11 protein-coding genes are annotated in these 19,827 nt (G+C 41.4%); all 11 read left to right on the top strand.

The genetic code is table 11. From position 1 onward, the window contains the following. The first annotated feature begins 81 nt into the window (after positions 1-81). The 11 genes from QR40_RS04585 (at position 82) to QR40_RS04635 (ending at position 19,694) form a co-directional block, all read left to right on the top strand. Positions 82-8,082: an Ig-like domain-containing protein gene (locus QR40_RS04585; protein WP_044293672.1), complete on the top strand. Its 8,001-nt coding sequence runs from the start codon at positions 82-84 to the stop codon at positions 8,080-8,082. Between the two features lie 251 nt (positions 8,083-8,333). Further along, entirely contained in the window at positions 8,334-9,800 is a 1,467-nt protein-coding gene (locus tag QR40_RS04590) for an ABC transporter substrate-binding protein (RefSeq protein ID WP_044293673.1), read from the top strand. A gap of 92 nt (positions 9,801-9,892) precedes the next feature. Continuing rightward, a complete protein-coding gene (locus QR40_RS04595; RefSeq protein ID WP_044293674.1) occupies positions 9,893-10,804 on the top strand; it encodes a carbohydrate ABC transporter permease in 912 nt (303 codons plus the stop codon). A gap of 15 nt (positions 10,805-10,819) precedes the next feature. Further along, positions 10,820-11,662 (top strand): carbohydrate ABC transporter permease, encoded by an 843-nt coding sequence (locus QR40_RS04600; RefSeq protein WP_044293675.1) that lies wholly within the window; start codon positions 10,820-10,822, stop codon positions 11,660-11,662. 9 nt (positions 11,663-11,671) lie between these two features. Further along, a complete protein-coding gene (locus tag QR40_RS04605) occupies positions 11,672-12,985 on the top strand; it encodes an alpha-L-fucosidase (protein ID WP_044293678.1) in 1,314 nt (437 codons plus the stop codon). A gap of 20 nt (positions 12,986-13,005) precedes the next feature. Beyond that, entirely contained in the window at positions 13,006-13,926 is a 921-nt protein-coding gene (locus QR40_RS04610; protein WP_044293680.1) for an N-acetylglucosamine kinase, read from the top strand. A 15-nt stretch (positions 13,927-13,941) separates the two neighbouring features. Beyond that, on the top strand, positions 13,942-14,982 hold the full coding sequence (locus tag QR40_RS04615) for an SIS domain-containing protein (RefSeq protein ID WP_044293682.1): 1,041 nt from the start codon (positions 13,942-13,944) through the stop codon (positions 14,980-14,982). Positions 14,983-15,000: 18 nt separating this feature from the next. Next, positions 15,001-16,311: an alpha-galactosidase gene (gene melA, locus QR40_RS04620; RefSeq protein ID WP_044293683.1), complete on the top strand. Its 1,311-nt coding sequence runs from the start codon at positions 15,001-15,003 to the stop codon at positions 16,309-16,311. A gap of 342 nt (positions 16,312-16,653) precedes the next feature. Further along, positions 16,654-17,610 carry a hypothetical protein gene (locus QR40_RS04625; protein WP_044293684.1) on the top strand — a complete coding sequence of 319 codons (957 nt, stop codon included), beginning with the start codon at positions 16,654-16,656 and terminating at the stop codon, positions 17,608-17,610. A 156-nt stretch (positions 17,611-17,766) separates the two neighbouring features. Next, on the top strand, positions 17,767-18,474 hold the full coding sequence (locus QR40_RS04630; RefSeq protein WP_330373641.1) for a response regulator transcription factor: 708 nt from the start codon (positions 17,767-17,769) through the stop codon (positions 18,472-18,474). After that, complete coding sequence (locus QR40_RS04635; RefSeq protein WP_044293686.1) at positions 18,471-19,694, top strand: sensor histidine kinase; 1,224 nt, start codon at positions 18,471-18,473, stop codon at positions 19,692-19,694. The genes QR40_RS04630 and QR40_RS04635 overlap by 4 nt, the downstream gene beginning before the upstream one ends. Positions 19,695-19,827: the final 133 nt, after the last annotated feature.

Raw genomic sequence — 19,827 nt, forward strand, 5'->3', positions numbered from 1 at the left:
TTTACAGGAGATAAAAGAAAGGGAGGTGTTTTTCTTAAACGCGACAACCCGCTAACATGAAAAAGATTGGGAGGTAACAAAATGAACAGTAAAAGATTAATATCAATGAAACGTATTATGGCGTGGATTCTGACATTGTGTATGATATTAACAGCAGTGCAGATTCCGATTAATGTACAAGCTGCTGAGACTGCAACAGAAGAAAATGCGGCGCTGGAAAAAACAGTTACATTGCATAAGAGCGATGGAACAGAACTGCCGGAGGATTATCGAAATCCCCAAAGACCAGCTACCATGGCGGTAGATGGTATTATTGACGATACAGGAGAGTACAACTATTGCGATTTCGGTAAAGACGGTGATAAAGCAGCCCTGTATATGCAGGTGGACCTTGGAGGTCTGTATGATTTAAGCAGAGTCAATATGTGGAGATACTGGAAAGACAGCAGAACTTACGATGCAACAGTAATTACCACATCTGAGAGCGGCGATTTCACAGATGAAGCAGTCATATATAATTCAGACAGGTCGAATGTACATGGATTTGGGGCAGGAGGAGATGAACGCTACGCAGAGACTGCCTCCGGACATGAATTCCCAGTACCGGACGGTACAAAGGCACAGGCAGTACGCGTATATGTATTTGGCAGCCAAAACGGTACTACAAACCACATCAATGAATTGCAGGTCTGGGGAACTCCCCATACAGAGAATCCGGATGTAAATTCTTATCAGGTGACAATTCCACAGGGAAATGGATATCAGGTAATACCTTATGAAAATGACCCGACGACAGTGGAAGAAGGCGGTTCTTTCCGTTTTCAGGTACTGATTGACTCCGATAATGGTTACAGCGCAACCAGTGCGGTAAAAGCAAATGGAGTAAGTCTGGAGGCAGTTGACAGTGTTTATACCATTGAGAACATTACTGAAGATCAGGTAATCACCATTGAAGGCGTACATAAAGCACAGTATGAAGTGAAATTCCCGGAAAATCCACAGGGATACAGTGTTGAGATTCAGAATGAAGGAAGTACAACGGTAGACTATAATGGTTCTGTCAGTTTTAAGCTTATTATAGACGAAGCTTATAATGAATCCGTACCGGTTGTAAAAGCAAACGGCGGTGCAGCTTTGGGAAAAGATGAGCTCGGTGTATATACAATTGCAAATATCCAGGACGATATTACGGTTACAGTTGAGGGTATCCAGGAAAATACCGTAGTAAAGACAAAAACAATGTACTTGTCTGATATGGATTGGAAGAGTGCTGCAAATGCAGTAGGTGCAACAGGAGAAAAAGACACTCCAACAAAGGACCTGAATCATTTACAGCAGCAGATGAAATTATTGGTAAACGGAGCAGAGAAGTCTTTTGATAAAGGAATTGGAGTTCAGACGGATTCTTCTATCGTTTATGATCTGGAAGACAAAGGCTACACTTCTTTCCACACCCTGGCAGGCGTTGATTATTCAGCAATGGAATATGTAGACGGAGAAGGCTGTGATATCCAGTTTAAAGTATATCTGGATGATGTCGTAGTATTTGACAGCGGAGTAGTTGATGCATCTGATGAGGCTCAGGAAGTTAATGTTGCTATAACATCAGAGAATAAAGAACTAAAACTGGAAGCTAAAATGGTTAAAGAGCCTTATAATGACTGGGGAAACTGGGCAGATGCCAGCTTTGAAATGGCTTATCCCGAACCGTCTAATGTGGCTTTAAATAAAACAGTTACCGTTAAGAAAACAGCGGATAACTCAGACTCTGAAGTAAATTCCAGCAGACCGGGATCAATGGCTGTAGATGGAATCATTGGACCTACATCAGATTCTAACTATTGTGATTTTGGACAGGATGGGGATAATACTTCCCGTTATCTGCAGGTAGATTTAGGGGATGTTTATGAACTTACCCAGATTAATATGTTTAGATACTGGGCAGATGGCAGAGTATATAATGGTACTGTAATTGCAGTTTCCGAAAACGCAGACTTTAGTAATCCAACTTTTATTTATAATTCAGATAAAGCAGACAAACACGGACTTGGCGCAGGCAGTGATGACACTTATGGAGAAACCCAGAGTGGAAAATTATTCGAAGTTCCGGCGGGAACCATGGGACAGTATGTCCGTGTGTATATGGCTGGTTCCAACAAAGGTACAACGAACCATATCGCTGAATTACAGGTAATGGGTTATAATTTCAATACAGAACCAAAACCATATGAAGCAAATGCATTTGAAAATGCAGAAGTTTATTTAGATATGCCAACTCATTTCCAGGATCTGGATTCCAATAAAAACGACGATGGAAGCTTAAAGCACATTGGCGGACAGGTGACACATCCTGATATCCAGGTATTTGACCAACCGTGGAACGGTTATAAATACTGGATGATTTACACACCAAATACAATGATCACTTCCCAGTATGAAAATCCATATATCGTAGCATCTGAAGATGGACAGACATGGGTAGAACCGGAAGGGATTTCCAATCCAATTGAACCAGAACCGCCATCAACCAGATTTCATAACTGTGATGCAGATCTGTTATACGACTCTGTCAATGACCGTTTACTTGCTTACTGGAACTGGGCAGATGACGGCGGCGGAATTGATGACGAATTAAAAGATCAGAACTGTCAGATTCGTCTGAGAATTTCTTATGATGGAATTAACTGGGGAGTTCCTTACGACAAAGACGGCAATATTGCCACAACAGCTGATACTGTAGTAAGAATGGAAACAGGAGATAAGGATTTCATTCCTGCAATCAGCGAAAAAGACCGTTATGGTATGCTTTCCCCAACATTTACCTATGACGATTTCCGCGGCATATATACAATGTGGGCACAAAACTCGGGTGATGCGGGATACAACCAGTCCGGAAAGTTCATCGAAATGAGATGGTCTGAGGATGGAATAAACTGGTCTGAACCACAAAAAGTGAATAATTTCCTTGGAAAAGATGAGAATGGCAGACAGCTTTGGCCATGGCATCAGGATATTCAGTATATCCCTGAGCTACAGGAATATTGGGGACTGTCCCAGTGTTTCTCTACATCTAATCCCGATGGATCCGTATTATACCTGACCAAGTCCAGAGATGGTGTCAACTGGGAGCAGGCAGGAACACAGCCGGTATTAAGGGCAGGAAAATCAGGTACCTGGGATGATTTCCAGATTTACCGTTCTACCTTCTATTATGATAATCAGTCAGACAGCCCTACTGGTGGGAAATTTAGAATCTGGTACAGTGCACTGCAGGCAAATACTTCAGGCAAGACCGTTTTGGCTCCTGATGGAACAGTGTCTCTTCAGGTTGGAAGCCAGGATACCAGGATCTGGCGTATCGGGTATACAGAAAATGACTACATGGAAGTCATGAAAGCTCTGACCCAGAATAAAAACTATGAAGAACCGGAATTAGTAGACGCAGTTTCCTTAAATCTGTCAATGGATAAAACAAGCATTTCAGTAGGTGAAGAAGCAACGGTAAGCACTGCTTTCGTACCGGAAAATGCTACCGACCGCATTGTAAAATATACATCTCAGGATCCGGAAATTGCAGTTATTGATCCAACAGGCATTGTTACAGGGGTTAAGGATGGAACCACAACTATTGTTGCAGAAACAAAATCGGGCGCAAAAGGTGAATTATCCGTAACGGTTGGTGAGCTTCAAAGAGGTGAAATTCGATTTGAGGTCAGCAATGACCATCCGATGTATCTGGAGAATTACTATTGGAGTGATGATGCACCAAAAAAAGACGGCTTAGACGCAAACAAGAACTACTATGGGGATGAACGTGTCGACAGTCCGGTAATGCTGTATAATACCGTTCCTGAAGAATTGAAGGATAATACAGTCATCCTGTTAATTGCAGAGAGAAGCTTAAACAGCACAGATGCAGTAAGGGATTGGATTAAAAAGAATGTTGAATTATGTAATGAAAATAAGATTCCATGTGCAGTTCAGATTGCAAATGGAGAAACAAATGTAAATACAACCATTCCATTATCGTTCTGGAATGAGCTGGCAACGAACAATGAATACCTGGTTGGATTTAATGCAGCCGAGATGTATAACCGTTTTGCAGGTGACAACCGCAGCTATGTTATGGATATGATCCGTTTAGGGGTATCCCACGGCGTATGCATGATGTGGACCGATACCAATATTTTTGGTACAAACGGTGTGTTGTATGACTGGCTGACTCAGGATGAAAAACTGTCCGGTCTTATGCGGGAATACAAAGAGTATATCTCTCTGATGACAAAAGAGTCTTACGGCAGTGAGGCAGCAAATACAGATGCTCTGTTTAAGGGCCTGTGGATGACAGACTACTGCGAGAACTGGGGAATCGCCTCCGACTGGTGGCATTGGCAGTTAGACAGCAATGGAGCACTCTTTGATGCAGGCAGCGGCGGAGATGCATGGAAACAGTGTCTGACATGGCCGGAAAATATGTATACGCAGGACGTTGTGCGTGCAGTAAGCCAGGGTGCAACCTGCTTTAAATCAGAAGCACAGTGGTATTCAAATGCTACAAAAGGCATGCGTACACCGACATATCAGTATTCCATGATTCCGTTCCTGGAGAAACTGGTAAGCAAAGAGGTAAAAATTCCTACAAAAGAAGAGATGCTGGAAAGAACAAAAGCAATTGTTGTAGGGGCAGAAAACTGGAATAACTTTAATTATAATACTACTTATTCAAATCTGTATCCAAGCACAGGACAATATGGAATCGTACCTTATGTACCTTCAAATTGTCCGGAAGAAGAACTGGCAGGCTATGATCTGGTAGTAAGGGAAAACCTTGGCAAAGCAGGACTGAAGTCTGCACTTGATACGGTATACCCGGTTCAGAAATCAGAAGGAACCGCATACTGTGAAACCTTTGGAGATACCTGGTACTGGATGAATTCCTCGGAAGACAAAAACGTAAGCCAGTACACTGAATTTACAACCGCAATCAATGGAGCTGAAAGTGTAAAGATAGCCGGCGAACCCCATGTATTTGGTATTATAAAAGAAAATCCGGGATCTTTAAATGTATACTTAAGCAACTACCGCCTGGATAAAACAGAACTCTGGGATGGTACAATCCCCGGAGGATTAAGCGATCAGGGCTGCTATAATTATGTATGGCAGATGTGTGAGCGCATGAAGAATGGAACAGGGCTGGATACACAGCTTCGTGACACCGTTATTACCGTTAAAAATGCAGTAGAACCGAAAGTAAACTTTGTAACAGAATCTCCGGCAGACAGAAGTTTTGCAGAAGATAATTATGTAAGACCATACAAATATACGGTTGCACAAAAAGAAGGCACAACCGATGAATGGGTGATTACGGTCAGCCACAATGGTATTGTGGAATTCAATATTGTAACAGGCGATGAAAAAGTGCCGGCAACAAGTGTGGAATTATCAACTGATAAAGTTGATGTAATCCGTAACCGGACAGCAGTTGTAAAGGCAACGGTATTGCCGCAGAATGCAGGAAATAAACAGTTAACATGGACAATCGCCGATCCTGAGATTGCTTCTGTAGACAACAAAGGAACCGTAACCGGACTAAAAGAAGGAAAAACCGTATTACGTGCAGCTATTTCTGGCAGTGTTTATAAAGAATGCGAAGTAAATGTAATTGACCGAAAAGTAACGGAAGTAAACTTAAACAAAACAGAGTTGTCTCTTAGTGCAGGGGATTCTGCGAAACTGGAAGCATCCATAGCACCGGAAGACCCGTCTGACAGCAGCATTACCTGGACTTCCACAAATGAAAATGTTGCAACGGTTGCATCAAACGGTACCGTTACAGCTCATAAAGCAGGTGTAGCTCAGATTATCGCCCAGTCTGCTTACCAGGCAAAGGGTATCGCAACTGTTACCGTTAATTATGCGGCTTCCGTAAAATTAGACCGTACAGGAATGACGGCTACAGCCAACAGCGAACAGTCTAAATCAGGTGGAGAAGGACCTGCTTCCAACGTACTGGACGGTAAGCAGGACACAATGTGGCATACAAGCTGGACAGATAAACCTGAATTACATCCTCACTGGATTAAAATTGATTTAAACGGAACAAAAACAATTAACAAATTTGCTTATACACCAAGAACCGGAGCATCTAACGGAACAATTTATAATTATGTTCTGATTATCACCGATCTGGAAGGAAATGAAAAACAGGTTGCAAAGGGCGTATGGGCAGCAAATGCAGATGTAAAATATGCTGAATTTGACGCAGTTGAAGCTACGGCGATCAAGCTGCAGGTAGACGGCAACGATGACAAGGCATCAAAAGGAGGATATGGTTCCGCGGCAGAAATCAATATTTTTGAAGTGGCACAGAAACCTTCCGCAAATGAGCTTGCCGAAAATATTAAAGTAATTGCACCTGTAAAAGCAGAAGATACAAAAGTATCTATCCCAGTCATTACTGGATTTGATATCGTAATCAGTAATTCCAGCAATCCGGACGTAATTGGTATTGATGGCAGCATCACCAGACCGGAAAATGATACAGTTGTAACTTTAACATTAAAAGTAAAAGAAACAGACGCAAAGAGTGTAAAGGCAGCAGGAACTGAAGCAACCACAAATGTGGATGTTCTGGTTACCGGTACAAAGACATCTGATGTAGAGGCAGAAAGCGTTACGTTAGATCAGACATCAGCTGATTTAACAGTTGGAGGCGAACTTTTATTAAATGCCGTTGTGAAGCCGGACATTGCAACTAATAAGGCTGTTACCTGGAGCTCAGATAAGCCGGGAACCGCTACTGTTGAAAATGGCAGGGTAAAAGCGTTAGCGGCAGGAGAGGCACGTATTACAGCAGCAACTGCAAATGGAAAGACAGCAGACTGCGTCATTAACGTAAAGGAAAAAGAGGAGCCGGAAGTAATTCTCCCGGCAGAAGTGCGCTTAAACATTCCATCAGCTGAATTTACAGTAGGAGATCAGATTCAGTTAACTGCTTCTGTACTGCCGGCAAATGCAGCAGATAAGACAATTACCTGGAAATCAGACAAACCTGAAGTGGCAACTGTCGCAAATGGATGGGTAAAAGGTATTGCAGCCGGAACTGCTAAGATTACAGCAACATCAGTCAATGGAAAAACGGCTGTATGTGTGATCACAGTCAAAGCACAGCCACAGAATCTACCAACCGGTGTTTCACTGAACAAGAAAACAGCAAGTGTAAAACTGAATAAAACCCTTACACTTTCCGCTGTAGTACAGCCTTCCAATGCGGATAATAAGACCGTTAAATGGACGTCTGACAATACGTATGTTGCAACAGTTGAGAATGGAGTCGTAAAAGCAGTTAATGCAGGAACAGCCAGAATCACTGCAGCTACCGTAAACGGACATAAGGCAACTTGTACTATAACAGTACCGGGCACAAAGATTTCCAAGGCAAAAGTAAGCCTTGCATCATCAAAAACACATACAGGCAAAGCATTAAAACCATCTGTAAAAGTAACTTACGGTAAGAATACATTAAAGAAAAATACTGATTATACCGTATCTTACAAAAATAATATAAATCCTGGAACTGCATCTGTTACGATTACGGGCAAGGGTAAATATTATGGTACCATCAACAAAACTTTTGCAATCAAGGCAGCAGAAGGAAAGACCTACACGGTTGGTAAAGGAAAATATAAAGTTACTGATGCTTCAGCAAAGAACAAAACAGTAACCTTTATGGCTCCTGTAAAGAAGACCTACAGCTCATTCAGCGTACCTTCTAAGGTTAAGATCGGGAATGATACTTACAAAGTAACTGCAGTTGCAAAAAATGCATTCAAAAAGAATACAAAGCTTACAAAGTTAACCATTGGTTCGAATGTAAAAACAATTGGTTCTTATGCATTTTATGGCGCTTCCCAATTAAAAACGCTTACCTTAAAAACTACCGGACTTAACAGTGTAGGCAAGAATGCATTTAAGAAAACAAATGCAAAGCTGACTGTAAAGGTTCCAAAGTCAAAATTAGCAGATTATAAGAAGCTGTTAAAAGGAAAAGGATTATCTGGCAAGGCAAAAATTCAGAAATAACAGGAAGAATCCCCGTTGCATGACGCAGCGGGGATTCTTTAAAAATTACGATTTTTTGACTGCCTTTCTCAAACGAATAGGATAAAGTAAAAAATTCATCATTTTAAAAAAATCCGCAATTTTCAGGTAAAAAAATTGATGTAATTAGAGAGTTATGCTTATTCAAATGCTTTAAAAAAAATGGTAAATTATGATTATCAAGAAAACAGAAACAAATAAAAATATTTATATAGCATAAGGAGGATATTAGTATGAAATTGAAAAAGGTTATGGCGGTGACGCTGGCTGGGGCAATGGGAGCATCCATGATATTGGCAGGCTGCGGAGCTTCAGGAGAGACAGGAACAACAACAAAAGCAGAAGAGACAAAGGCAGAGACAGAGTCTAAGGCGGCTGAAACAACTGAGGAAGCAACAAAGGACAGTGCAGCCGAAACGACTGCAGAAACCACCGGAGAGACTAAGGAAGCAGGAACAAATGCTGATCTTCCTACAATTACCTTTACTCATGGATATTACCAGAGCGAATCAGAATGGGCAGCAGCTGCTGAGATGAGAGCTATCTACCAGGAATTTGCGGATGCGCATAAAAATGAATATAACTTTGTTATAAAAGCAGATGAATCAGGCGCAGAAGGAATCTACAATACCGCTTTGAATGATATCAGTGCCGGAAACTTCTACGACATAGCGGATTTCGGAGGCTGGGATATTACAGAGGTAGCTGCCGGAGCAGATATGATTCTGGATTTGAAACCATACTTAGATGAGAACCAGGATTTTAAAGATGGCGTAGGTGTCTGCTATGATCAGAACCTGACAGAAGACGGCAAGATCTATTCCGTTCGTGAACAGATTGAAGGAGTGGGCTTCTGGTATAATGAAAAATTATTTAATGATGCAGGCGCGGATACACCGGATAAATGGCAGACCTGGGATGACTTTAATACGGCAGTTGACAAATTAGTGGATAAAGGAACTACTCCATTCGGATTAAATGCAGGATGGCCTACCAATATTCTGTTAGCAAGTAATTTACAGAGAAGTGAAGATTCCAGAACCTTCTATGCAGAAGGAAAGAGCGTAGAGAGTTTTGATAATGATGCATTTAAAGGATCATTGGATTTCATCCAGAAAAATGCACTTCAGAAAATTGATGCAGCAAACTTCGGACCTGGCGGAGATGATGACGAAGCTTACCGTTCAGACTTCTTTGCAGGCAAAACAGCAATGTTATTCAACGGTGTATGGGATGCAGGCGGATCTGTAGACTGTGAAGCTGGTGCAGAAAATATCAAACCGGCAGTATTCCCTACAGACGAAGCAGGTAAAAAAGCAGCCCTCATGTCAGGCGGATGCGGATTTGTAGTTTCTAATAAGTTAGACGAAGTACAGACGAAAGCATGTATCGATTTCATCAAATACATGACCAGCCCTGAAGTAGCAAGCAGAATTATCGAAAAAGGTATCGGTATGGCACCAAGCACAAAAGTAGATTATGATGCATTGTTAAATAAAGTAACAGCTCCGGAAGCAAAACTTTTAGTAGAAGCTTGCCAGCTGTGCCAGAGTGCAGATTATCAGGCACTTGGACTTGGCAATAACTTTGGTGATGCAGAAGGCGAAATCCAGGCAAAATATGCAGGATTAAAAGATGATTCTAAAACAGTAGACGGCGTAGTTGGGGAATTAAATGATTTCTTAGCAGCGGCAGAATAATGAAATAGGTAAATGGGCTGTTGTACGGTCAGTCATGATTGTACAGCAGCCCATCCTAAAGCATTGAAAACCAGAATAAAGGTGGGAACAGCATGCAGAAAAGAAAATCTATTTTTACAAAAAAGAACGGCTTTATATTAGCCTTTTTGCTTCCGGGTGTCCTGTTGTTTGCAGTCATATATGCATATCCGCTGGTTAATATTTTTGTTACATCCTTTTCAAAATGGAATTACAAGAATTTTACCAATCCGGAATTTTTAGGTTGGGGGCACTTATTTGACAACTATATTAAACTATTTACCGTGGATACAAACTTTAAGGTAGCACTGATTAATACCTTAAAATGGGTAGTGCTTACCATGGTAGTACAGATTCCGTTCACTCTTCTGGTAGCGCTGGTTCTCGCCAGAAAGCCTAAAGGATGGCGGTTTACAAGAAATGCATTTATTATACCGAATATCATTTCAACAGCAGCAATCGGCTTAATCTTTCTGAATATCTACAGTCCATCCAGAGGTATTATTACAGAGATCTGCAACTGGATCAGTCCCGGATCTAATATCAGTGTTCTGGCGAATGAAAAGTATGCATTCTGGGGTGTAACCTTTGCATTTATCCTGTTTGGCGGGTCATCCTGCCTCCTATTGCTGACTCAGATATTTTCTATTGACTCTTCCTTATTTGAAGCGGCCAGGGTAGACGGAGCATCCAAGACCCAGATTGATCTTAAAATTACATTGCCGCTGCTTCGCCCAATGCTTGGTACTGTCGCTATCATGGCAGCAAACTATGGGTTAGTGCTCTACAATGAAATTGCTTTAATCAGTGGCGGCGGTCCGGATAATGCTACATATAGTTTGAGTTATTATATTTACAAGACAGCACTTGGAAGTACAAAGCTGAATTTTGCCAGAGGAAATACGGCAGGTGTTATACAGTTTATCATGGGAATTGTTCTGGTAGGGTTAATCAACAGGGGATTCCGAACCAGTGAAGTTGATTAGAAAGGAGGAGAGAAGATGAACAAAAAAAGCAAACAGCCATTTCATATAAAGAATCTGCTGGGTTCCATTGGAACGTATTTTATAATCGCCGTAGTATTGTTTATTTCTATTTACCCGATTCTCTGGGTGTTTATATCCTCCTTTAAACGGAATCCGGGAGGTCTGGCACTGCCTACAGAGTGGATATTTGATGGTTATATTACTATTTTTACCCAATTAAATATTCAGACTTACTTTTTTAACAGTTTTTTGATTACCGTTATTTCTACACTGATCAGTATTACGGTAGTCGGAATGTCAGCTTATATTTCAGCCAGAATGCAGTTTAAATTAAAAGGCGCAATTACGGCAATGTTTACTACAACTTTATTTATTCCGCAGATCTCGATCAGTTTTCCTATTTACCAGCTGCTGAATAATATGGGATTGAAGGATTCCAGGCTGGGGGTAATCTTCGTATATTCAGGACTTGGAATTGCGATTACCTTTTTCATCATCAGAAGTTATTTTCTTACTATTCCTAAGGAAATGGAAGAGGCTGCCAAAATGGACGGATGCGGTTATGTGGGAACCTTTTTTAAGATTATTGTTCCAATTGCAAAACCGGGACTTGCGACTGCAGGTATCATGGCGTTTTTAAATAACTGGAATGAATTTTACTTTGCATCGATTCTGCTAAAGAGCAAGGATAAAATGACAATTCCTGCATTGCTGGGACAGTTTACAACAGCGTATTCAAAAAACTTAAATGGTATGTTCTCGGCTATTATCGTGGCTGTGGTACCGACAATTATTATATTCTGCTGTTTGTCTGAGACGTTTGTAAAATCTCTGACAGCGGGAGCAGTGAAAGGCTAAGGAGGAACAATGGGACTTATAGAAGAAAGAGAAGAACGGACTAAATGGTTTATGCAGGATAGATTCGGAATGTTCATACACTGGGGGTTATATGCAATACCCGGAAGAGGAGAATGGGTTCACAGTGATGAGCAGATTACCCAGAGTGTATATCAGAAATATTTTGATGAATGGAATCCGAAACGGTATGACCCGGTAAAATGGGCAAAACTTGCCAAAGCGGCAGGAATGAAATATGCGGTACTGACTACCAAGCACCATGAAGGTTTTTGTCTCTTTGACAGTGCATATACAGAATATAAGAGCACCAATACAAAGTGCGGCAGGGATCTGGTAAGAGAATTTGTGGACGCATTTCGGGCAGAAGGATTGAAGATTGGTTTTTACTATTCACTACTAGACTGGCATCATCCGGATTATCCTGCATATGGTGACATGTATCATCCTGACAGGGCAAATGAGTCCTATAAGGGCAAAGAACATCATTTTGATAATTATCTTACTTATATGCACAACCAGGTCAGAGAGCTGATGACAAACTATGGAAAGATAGATCTGCTTTGGTTTGATTTCTCTTATGAAGGGCACATGGGAGAAGAATGGAAGGGGACAAAACTGGTTCAGATGGTTAGAAAGCTTCAGCCGGAGATCATCATGAATGGCAGGCTGGAGGCAAATGGGGAGAGTTATGGCTCAGTAATGACGGACGAACCCAATGTTTTTTCGGGAGATTTTGCCTGCCCTGAGATGATTATTCCCCCTTATGGGCTGCGGACACCGTCGGGTAGAGAAATTCCATGGGAAGCATGTTTTACACTGAATAATAACTGGGGATATACACCCAATGACAAGCATTATAAGAACTCGGCCCAGATAATTAAAAAGCTTGTAGAGTGTACCAGTAAAAACGGAAATATGATTGTGAATATATCCCCTGATGCAATGGGTGAAATTCCGAAGAAACAAGTGGAAATACTGGAAGAAGTCGGAGAATGGATGAAAGACAATTCGGAGAGTATTTACGGCTGCCGGATGTCAGAATTTGAAAAGCCTGAATGGGGACGTTATACACAAAACGGAAATAAATTGTATGCACATATTATGGAAGAAAGCATAGGGGCTATCTGTCTGCCGGGAGTGAAGGGCAAGATAAAAAAGGCAAGGAGATTGTCTGACGGATATGAAATGCTGCTATTGACTCCATGGGTTGCAAAGGAATTCCCGGATTGTGAATTCGTTAATTATGGAACCCCGGATTGCTTTTCTTTCACGGTGGATCCCACGCCGGATACCGTAATCGAACTGGAATTAAACGAAGAATAGCAAGGCAGGAGGTTGATCCGATGAAATATTATATTGGCATTGACGGAGGCGGTACAAAGACGGAGTTTCTGCTGGCTGACGAAAATCATAAAATACTCTCACGCACATTAAGAGGGAGTGCTTCTTATATGCAGATCGGGGAAGGAGGGTTAATTGACCTTCTGGATGAAGGAATCGAAAATCTGATTCGCCCCCTGCAAATAGCAAAGGATGATGAATTCCATACCTGTTTTGGGATGCCCTTATATGGTGAACACCGGAATAAGGATGAGGTTATCTTAAAATCCCTGAAAGAAAGGCTTGGAAAATATCGGATAAAAACGGTAAATGATGTAGAGGCAGGCTGGGCAGGAAGCCTGGAAATGGAGTCCGGAATCAATATTGTGGCTGGAACAGGTTCGATTGCATTTGGTAAAAACCCAAATGGGGAAAGTGCTAAAGCCGGAGGCTGGAGCGAGTTCTTTTCAGACGAGGGATCCTGTTACTGGCTGGGCAGAAAGGCAATGGAATGTTTTTCAAAGGAAGCTGACGGACGTTTTCGAAAAGGTGCTTTATATGAGATCATGAAGGAGAAGTTTCAATTGGATCATGATTATGATCTGATCGGTATCCTGGAAGCGGATTATATTCCTTACCGGGACAGAGTTGCATCTTTGCAGGTATGCCTGAAGGATGCCGCAATGGAAGGAGATATGGAAGCGGTTCGTTTATATGAACATGCCGCACATGAACTGATGCTGATTGTAAGAAGCGTGCATGAAAAACTGAAGATGGGAAAAGGGTGTAAAGTATCCTATTCCGGCGGTTTATTTAAAACGGAGGATCTGATATTAAAGCCCTTTGAACGATATCTGAAACCACTTGATATCACCCTTGTACCACCTAAAAGGACACCGGCAGAGGGCGCGTTACTGCTGGCAAAATATTATGAGAATAGATAATCGGAGGAGATTAAAATGTATTTAACAGAACAGGAAATTATGGAACAGCATATTGCACTTAATAAAACTTATGATTATATGATGGAAAAAAAAGCTGAGATCAAAAAGTTCTTCTCGGAACATCCGTCCAGAAAATTTGTTTTCTTTGGCTGCGGATCAAGCTATATGCTTGCAAAATCCGGCCAGCAGCTGATTTGCACCTGTGAAGGAAGCAGTGCCAACGCCATAGCCGGCGGAGACTATCTGGTGAATCCGGGGTATTATGAAGCATGCATCAAAGACAGTATCATCGTAACGCTGTCAAGATCCGGGCAGACAACGGAAATTGTAAGGGACGTGCAGTATATCAAGGAACATTACGGTAATCCTGTAATCTCGTTGTCTATGAAGGATGATAACGATATTATGCCTTACAGCGAACTGGACATTACCATGGACTGGTGCTATGACAAAAGTGTATGCCAGACGAGAACCGTTACCAATTTATATACTGCAATGCTGATGCTTACCGCATTTTATAATGAAGATGAAGGATTATTATCTTCTGTAAAAGCTGCAGTTGACAACAATGAGGCATATAAAGAGGCCTGCCGTGGAGTATTGGCTGATATTTCCAAAAAGGAATGGAGTAATGCCATTGTTCTGGCTGACGGAGCGCCTATAGGAATTGCAGAGGAAGGAGCACTTGCATTTACTGAAATATCCATGCTTCCGGGACAGTGCTTCCATTTGCTGGATTACCGCCATGGTCCTATGGTTTTAAACGGTGAGCAGACATTGACAGTGATACTGGTACAGCCAAATGAAGATAAACTGCAAAGAGACATGATTGAAGATCTGAAATCCCATGGAGGAACGATTGTAACAGTATCACAATATGAAGGCAATGAATTTGGCGTAAATGCAAATATCTGCCTGAAAGGGATTGAACGATTTGAAGCATGGGGAATTCCATTTATTTATGTATGCCAGATGGCAGCATATGAGAAATCCATTCTTTTGGGAAGAAATCCTGACCAGCCCACAGGACTTGATGCATTTATCACATTAAAATAAAGGAGACTGGGATAATTTATGAAGAAAATAACGTTTATCGGAGCAGGCAGCTTTGATTTTACCAGGGAGCTGGTTAAAGATGTTCTAACTTATGATGCATTTAAGGATGCATGTATCTGCCTGATGGATATTGATGAAGAAAAGCTTGGATTTATTAAAAAAGCATGCGATAAAATAAAAGCAGCCGGTAATTATCCGGCATCCATAATTGCAACCACGGACCGGGAGGAAGCTTTAAAAGGAGCAGACGGAGTGGTTATCACAGTCCTTACTGCGGGACCGGATATTTTCCGTACAGACATCGAGATTCCTAAAAAATATGGAGTTGATATCTGTGTAGGCGATACCAGGGGGCCGGCTGGCATATTCCGCTTTTTGCGTTCTGCTCCTGTACTTCTGGATATCTGCCGGGATATAGAACGGATTTGTCCCGATGCCTATGTACTGAATTATACGAATCCTATGGCACTTAACTGTCGTTATCTGCAGGAAATGACCAATGTGAAGATAACAGGTCTGTGCCACAGTGTGCAGCATACAGCCAAAATGCTGGCTGACTGGATCGGTGCGGATATGGAAGACGTGGACTATCTATGTGCCGGAATTAATCATCAGGCATTTTATCTGAAATATGAGTGGAAGGGTGAAGATGCTTATCCACTTATTAAGAAAGCAGTGGAAAAAGATGAAATATACAATGAAGAACAGGTGAGAAACCAGCTGTATTTACATCTGGATTATTACCCCACAGAGAGCAGCGGCCATAATTCAGAATATTATCCCTGGTTTCGGAAGCGTCCCGATCTGATTGAAAAATACTGTACACATTCCACAGGCTGGAATCCCGGAGCACATGCATATATCCTGAATGAATATTTCAGAAGACAGAATGAATGGAAAAAGGACATTCAGGAATGGCTGGAGAAGGACGAGGTGGAGCTGGAACGGGGGCAGGAGTATGCAGCCTGCATCTTTAATTCATTATTTGGAGATGGAACTGTTTTTCACTTTAACGGGAATGTCAGAAATGAAAAATATATAGAAAATCTCCCGGATGGGTGCTGTGTGGAAGTACCTGTGACGGTAGGACCGGATGGCTTTACCATACATCCGGTAGGAAATCTTCCGGATCAGCTGGCGGTAATGACCAACACTTCTGCAAGAAGTGAAGAATTGGCAATCAAGGGCTGTATAAATGGGGATAAGCGGGCTGTTTATCATGCAATCTTATTTGATCCGTTAACAGCATCTGTATTGAGCATGGATGAAATCCAGAGCATGGTAGATGAGATGTTTGAAGCGAACAAGCAATATTTACCGCAGTTTTAAACTTGATAACCTGTAGAAAACTGAGATTTTTATAGCAGCTGGCAAATAATTTGCCGGCTGTTATTTTTGCAGTTGATTTTTTAAATACTTTATGTTACTATAAATTATCAAATCTAACAGCCGATTCGGCTAATTTCCAATTTATTTAAGATAATCGCATATGTATTATCAGAATGTTTCTTTTTGTGTGGCATTTTTTAGTTTATATATCGTAAAGCGGAGCATGCAGATGACAGGAATAAATTTTCAATCATTTTCCGGTCTTGTATTCCAAAGGTATAAATTGTGCTGATATCAGAAAGCTTCTTTTTGCATTTGCGATATGGTGCAAAAGGAGGAAGGATGTCCAGGAAAAGAGATATAACCACCAAAAGTTTTTTATCAGACCCTGTTGTTTTTTGTGATTTGTATAATGGAGCATTATTCGATGGGGAACAAATTTTAAGACCAGGAGAATTAAGGCAGTTAAATGGGGAGTCGGCATTGCTGGTTCCCGACAGCCGGGGAAAGAAAAGGGCAGAAGGCAGATTCCGTGATGTGGTATTCGAAGCCAGAATTTGTGGGAGGACTGCGGTGCTGGCATGTGAAGTTCAGGATAAAATTCATTTTGCTATGCCTGTAAGAGGAATGCTGTATGATGCATTAGACTATAGTGAACAAGTAAAGAACCATAGGAAAGACCATCAGGGAATGCGGGATTTAAAGTCTGGAAGTGAGTTTTTATCCGGAATAAAGAAGGGGGAAAAGATTTGTCCCGTTTACTCAATGGTATTCTATTATGGAGAGGAAAACTGGGATCAGAACAGAGAACTGCATCAGATGCTTGATATACCGGACAAACTGCAGAAGTTCGGACACTTATTGCAGGATTATCATATCAACCTGGTACATGCCGGAAATGTAAATCCGGAAAACTTCAGGACAGGGCTGAAAGAGGTATTCGAAATACTGAGATTTGCCGGAGATGAAGAAAAACTGAGATCCTTTGTTAATATGAACAGAGATAAATTTACAAATCTGGATGGGGATACTTATGATATGGTGTTTCTCTTTCTGGGTGAACAGAAAATAACGGGCAGCAATAAAAGAAAATTTAAAACAGAGCAAGGAGGATATAATATGTGTACAGCGTTGAAAGAATTAGAAGCAAGGGGAGAAGCCCTGGGTGAAAAAAGAGGTATAAACAGATTGAACCAGTTATACCGGATCTTGATCAGAGATGCCGATCTGGAACTGATGAAACTTGCAGCAGAAAATGATGCTGTCAGAAATGATTTATTCTTAAAATATGGAATCTGACGAATTGGCTGACTCATGAAGCTGTCCAGGGTACAGGCTGTGGATTAGCTTCATGGGATTAAAGTTAGCCGGGATATAAATTAACTTCAGACTATTTTCAGTCTCTCCTTCTATAATCATTTGCAGGAACTCCAGAAACATTATATAATTATTGTAATGTACGTAATGGAAAGTGAGGAACTGAATTTGCGAATACTGATTGTAGAAGATGAAGTCCGCCTGGCAGAAGCGCTGGGACAGATTATGGAAGAAGCGAAATATATTACTGATGTGGTCTATGATGGAAATGATGGTCTGGCATACGCTCTTTGCGGACAGTATGATGTTATTGTCTTAGATGTTATGCTTCCGGGAATAAATGGTTTTGAGATTGTAAAGGAGATGCGGGTGAAAAAAATAGCAACTCCGGTTATTATGCTGACTGCCCGGGATGATGTGAGGGATAAGATTACGGGACTTGACAGAGGCGCGGATGATTATATGACAAAGCCGTTTGTTCCGGAAGAACTGCTTGCCCGGATTAGGGCGCTGTCAAGACGGCAGGGAGAAGTATTGCTGGAGGAAATCTGTTTTTCGGATCTGACGCTGGTGCTCTCTGCCAATGATCTGTGGTGTAATGGGAAATCGATACATCTTGGATATAAAGAGTTTGAAATTATGAAAATTCTGATTTCAAACCCCAAAATTATTACATCCAAGGAGATTCTCATTACGAAAGTCTGGGGAACGGAATCGGACGTGGAGGATAATAATGTGGAGGCATATATCTCTTTCTTACGGAAAAAGATGTGTTTTCTGGGATCAAAAGTGGGCATTGGTACCGTACGTAAGGTGGGATACCGTCTGGAGGAACAAAGGGAATGATAAAAAAACTGCGGAAGAAGTTTATTTTTATAAATATGTCTTTTGTTACTTTGATATTAGTGGGGGTCCTGGTGGTTATCTGCTTTACAAATTACCAGAAATATCAAAAAGACAGCCGTCAGGCTTTAAATCATGCCTTAGAGGATAAAGGAGGAAATCTGAAACCCAGGGTGGATTTCGTACCGGGAAGAAAAGAAGGACCAATGAATATGGGTCCTGTATTTGTAGTAGAGCTAAATGAGAACGGTGAGATTGCAGATATCAATGACAGCGGTATCCGTATTACAGAGGATTCCGCCAGGGAAGCTGTAGAAGCGGCCAAAAGAGACGGGCATGAAAGGGGCTTCCTGATTAACCAGGAACTTCGCTATGAGCGGAGGCAGGACGATGAGAGCGAGAAAATTGCATTTGTAGACTGCAGCAGGGAAATCAATGGCATGAGGAATTTATTACTGGTGTCGGCGCTGATTTTAGTGGGCGGTCTTGCGGCATTTTTTCTGATCAGCCTGTTTCTGGCAAAGTGGGCGCTGACCCCGGTAGAAAAAGCCTGGCAGCAGCAGAGACAGTTCATTGCAGATGCATCCCATGAATTAAAAACTCCGCTCACGGTAATCCTGGCGAATTTGAATATTTTATCGGCTCACCGTGAGGACAGGATTAAGGATCAGGAGCGATGGCTGGAAAATACAAAGACGGAAGCGTCCCGGATGAAAGAATTGTTAAACGACCTGCTTTTTCTGGCTCGCTCAGATATGTCACAGACCCCAAAAGTATTTGCTGAATTTGATTTAAGCAATACACTCTGGAGCTGCATTCTGCCATTTGAATCGCTGGCATACGAACGAGGGGTGGAGCTGAATGAAGAAATTACACCTGGCATTCATATCGTAGGTGATGAAGGGCAGATCAAACAGCTGATTGCTATTTTACTGGACAACGCATGTAAATATGCGAAAAAAAATAGCAGAATCAGTGTGATCCTGGAAAAGAAACAGGAAAAAATTTATCTGAAGGTCAACAATACCGGTGATGTGATTCCAAAGGATGATCTGGATCATATATTTGAACGATTTTACCGTGCAGATAAGTCAAGAGCCAGAAAACAAGGCGGATACGGACTGGGTCTTTCTATTGCACAGACGATCGTGGAAAACCATCATGGAAAGATTCAGGCGGAGAGCATGGAAAGTATGGGAACTACTTTTACAATTATAATATAGACAGATTATTCGATAACAAAAGATGAGCCAGTCTGTCAGATATGTACAAAATCCACATCTAATATTGTGAATATTAGAGAAAAATAAGAAAAAGATTGACTTTTATATTTATAAAGCGTATTCTTAAGTCAGA

Origin of the sequence: Robinsoniella peoriensis (assembly GCF_000797495.1) — a bacterium.
GTDB classification, from domain to species: domain Bacteria; phylum Bacillota; class Clostridia; order Lachnospirales; family Lachnospiraceae; genus Robinsoniella; species Robinsoniella peoriensis.

Bases quoted from the DNA above. Each gene is read 5' to 3' on its own strand.
- QR40_RS04585 (WP_044293672.1), top strand. From the start codon at position 82: ATGAACAGTAAAAGATTAATATCAATGAAACGTATTATGGCGTGGATT.
- QR40_RS04590 (WP_044293673.1), top strand. From the start codon at position 8,334: ATGAAATTGAAAAAGGTTATGGCGGTGACGCTGGCTGGGGCAATGGGA.
- QR40_RS04595 (WP_044293674.1), top strand. From the start codon at position 9,893: ATGCAGAAAAGAAAATCTATTTTTACAAAAAAGAACGGCTTTATATTA.
- QR40_RS04600 (WP_044293675.1), top strand. From the start codon at position 10,820: ATGAACAAAAAAAGCAAACAGCCATTTCATATAAAGAATCTGCTGGGT.
- QR40_RS04605 (WP_044293678.1), top strand. From the start codon at position 11,672: ATGGGACTTATAGAAGAAAGAGAAGAACGGACTAAATGGTTTATGCAG.
- QR40_RS04610 (WP_044293680.1), top strand. From the start codon at position 13,006: ATGAAATATTATATTGGCATTGACGGAGGCGGTACAAAGACGGAGTTT.
- QR40_RS04615 (WP_044293682.1), top strand. From the start codon at position 13,942: ATGTATTTAACAGAACAGGAAATTATGGAACAGCATATTGCACTTAAT.
- melA (WP_044293683.1), top strand. From the start codon at position 15,001: ATGAAGAAAATAACGTTTATCGGAGCAGGCAGCTTTGATTTTACCAGG.
- QR40_RS04625 (WP_044293684.1), top strand. From the start codon at position 16,654: ATGTCCAGGAAAAGAGATATAACCACCAAAAGTTTTTTATCAGACCCT.
- QR40_RS04630 (WP_330373641.1), top strand. From the start codon at position 17,767: ATGTACGTAATGGAAAGTGAGGAACTGAATTTGCGAATACTGATTGTA.
- QR40_RS04635 (WP_044293686.1), top strand. From the start codon at position 18,471: ATGATAAAAAAACTGCGGAAGAAGTTTATTTTTATAAATATGTCTTTT.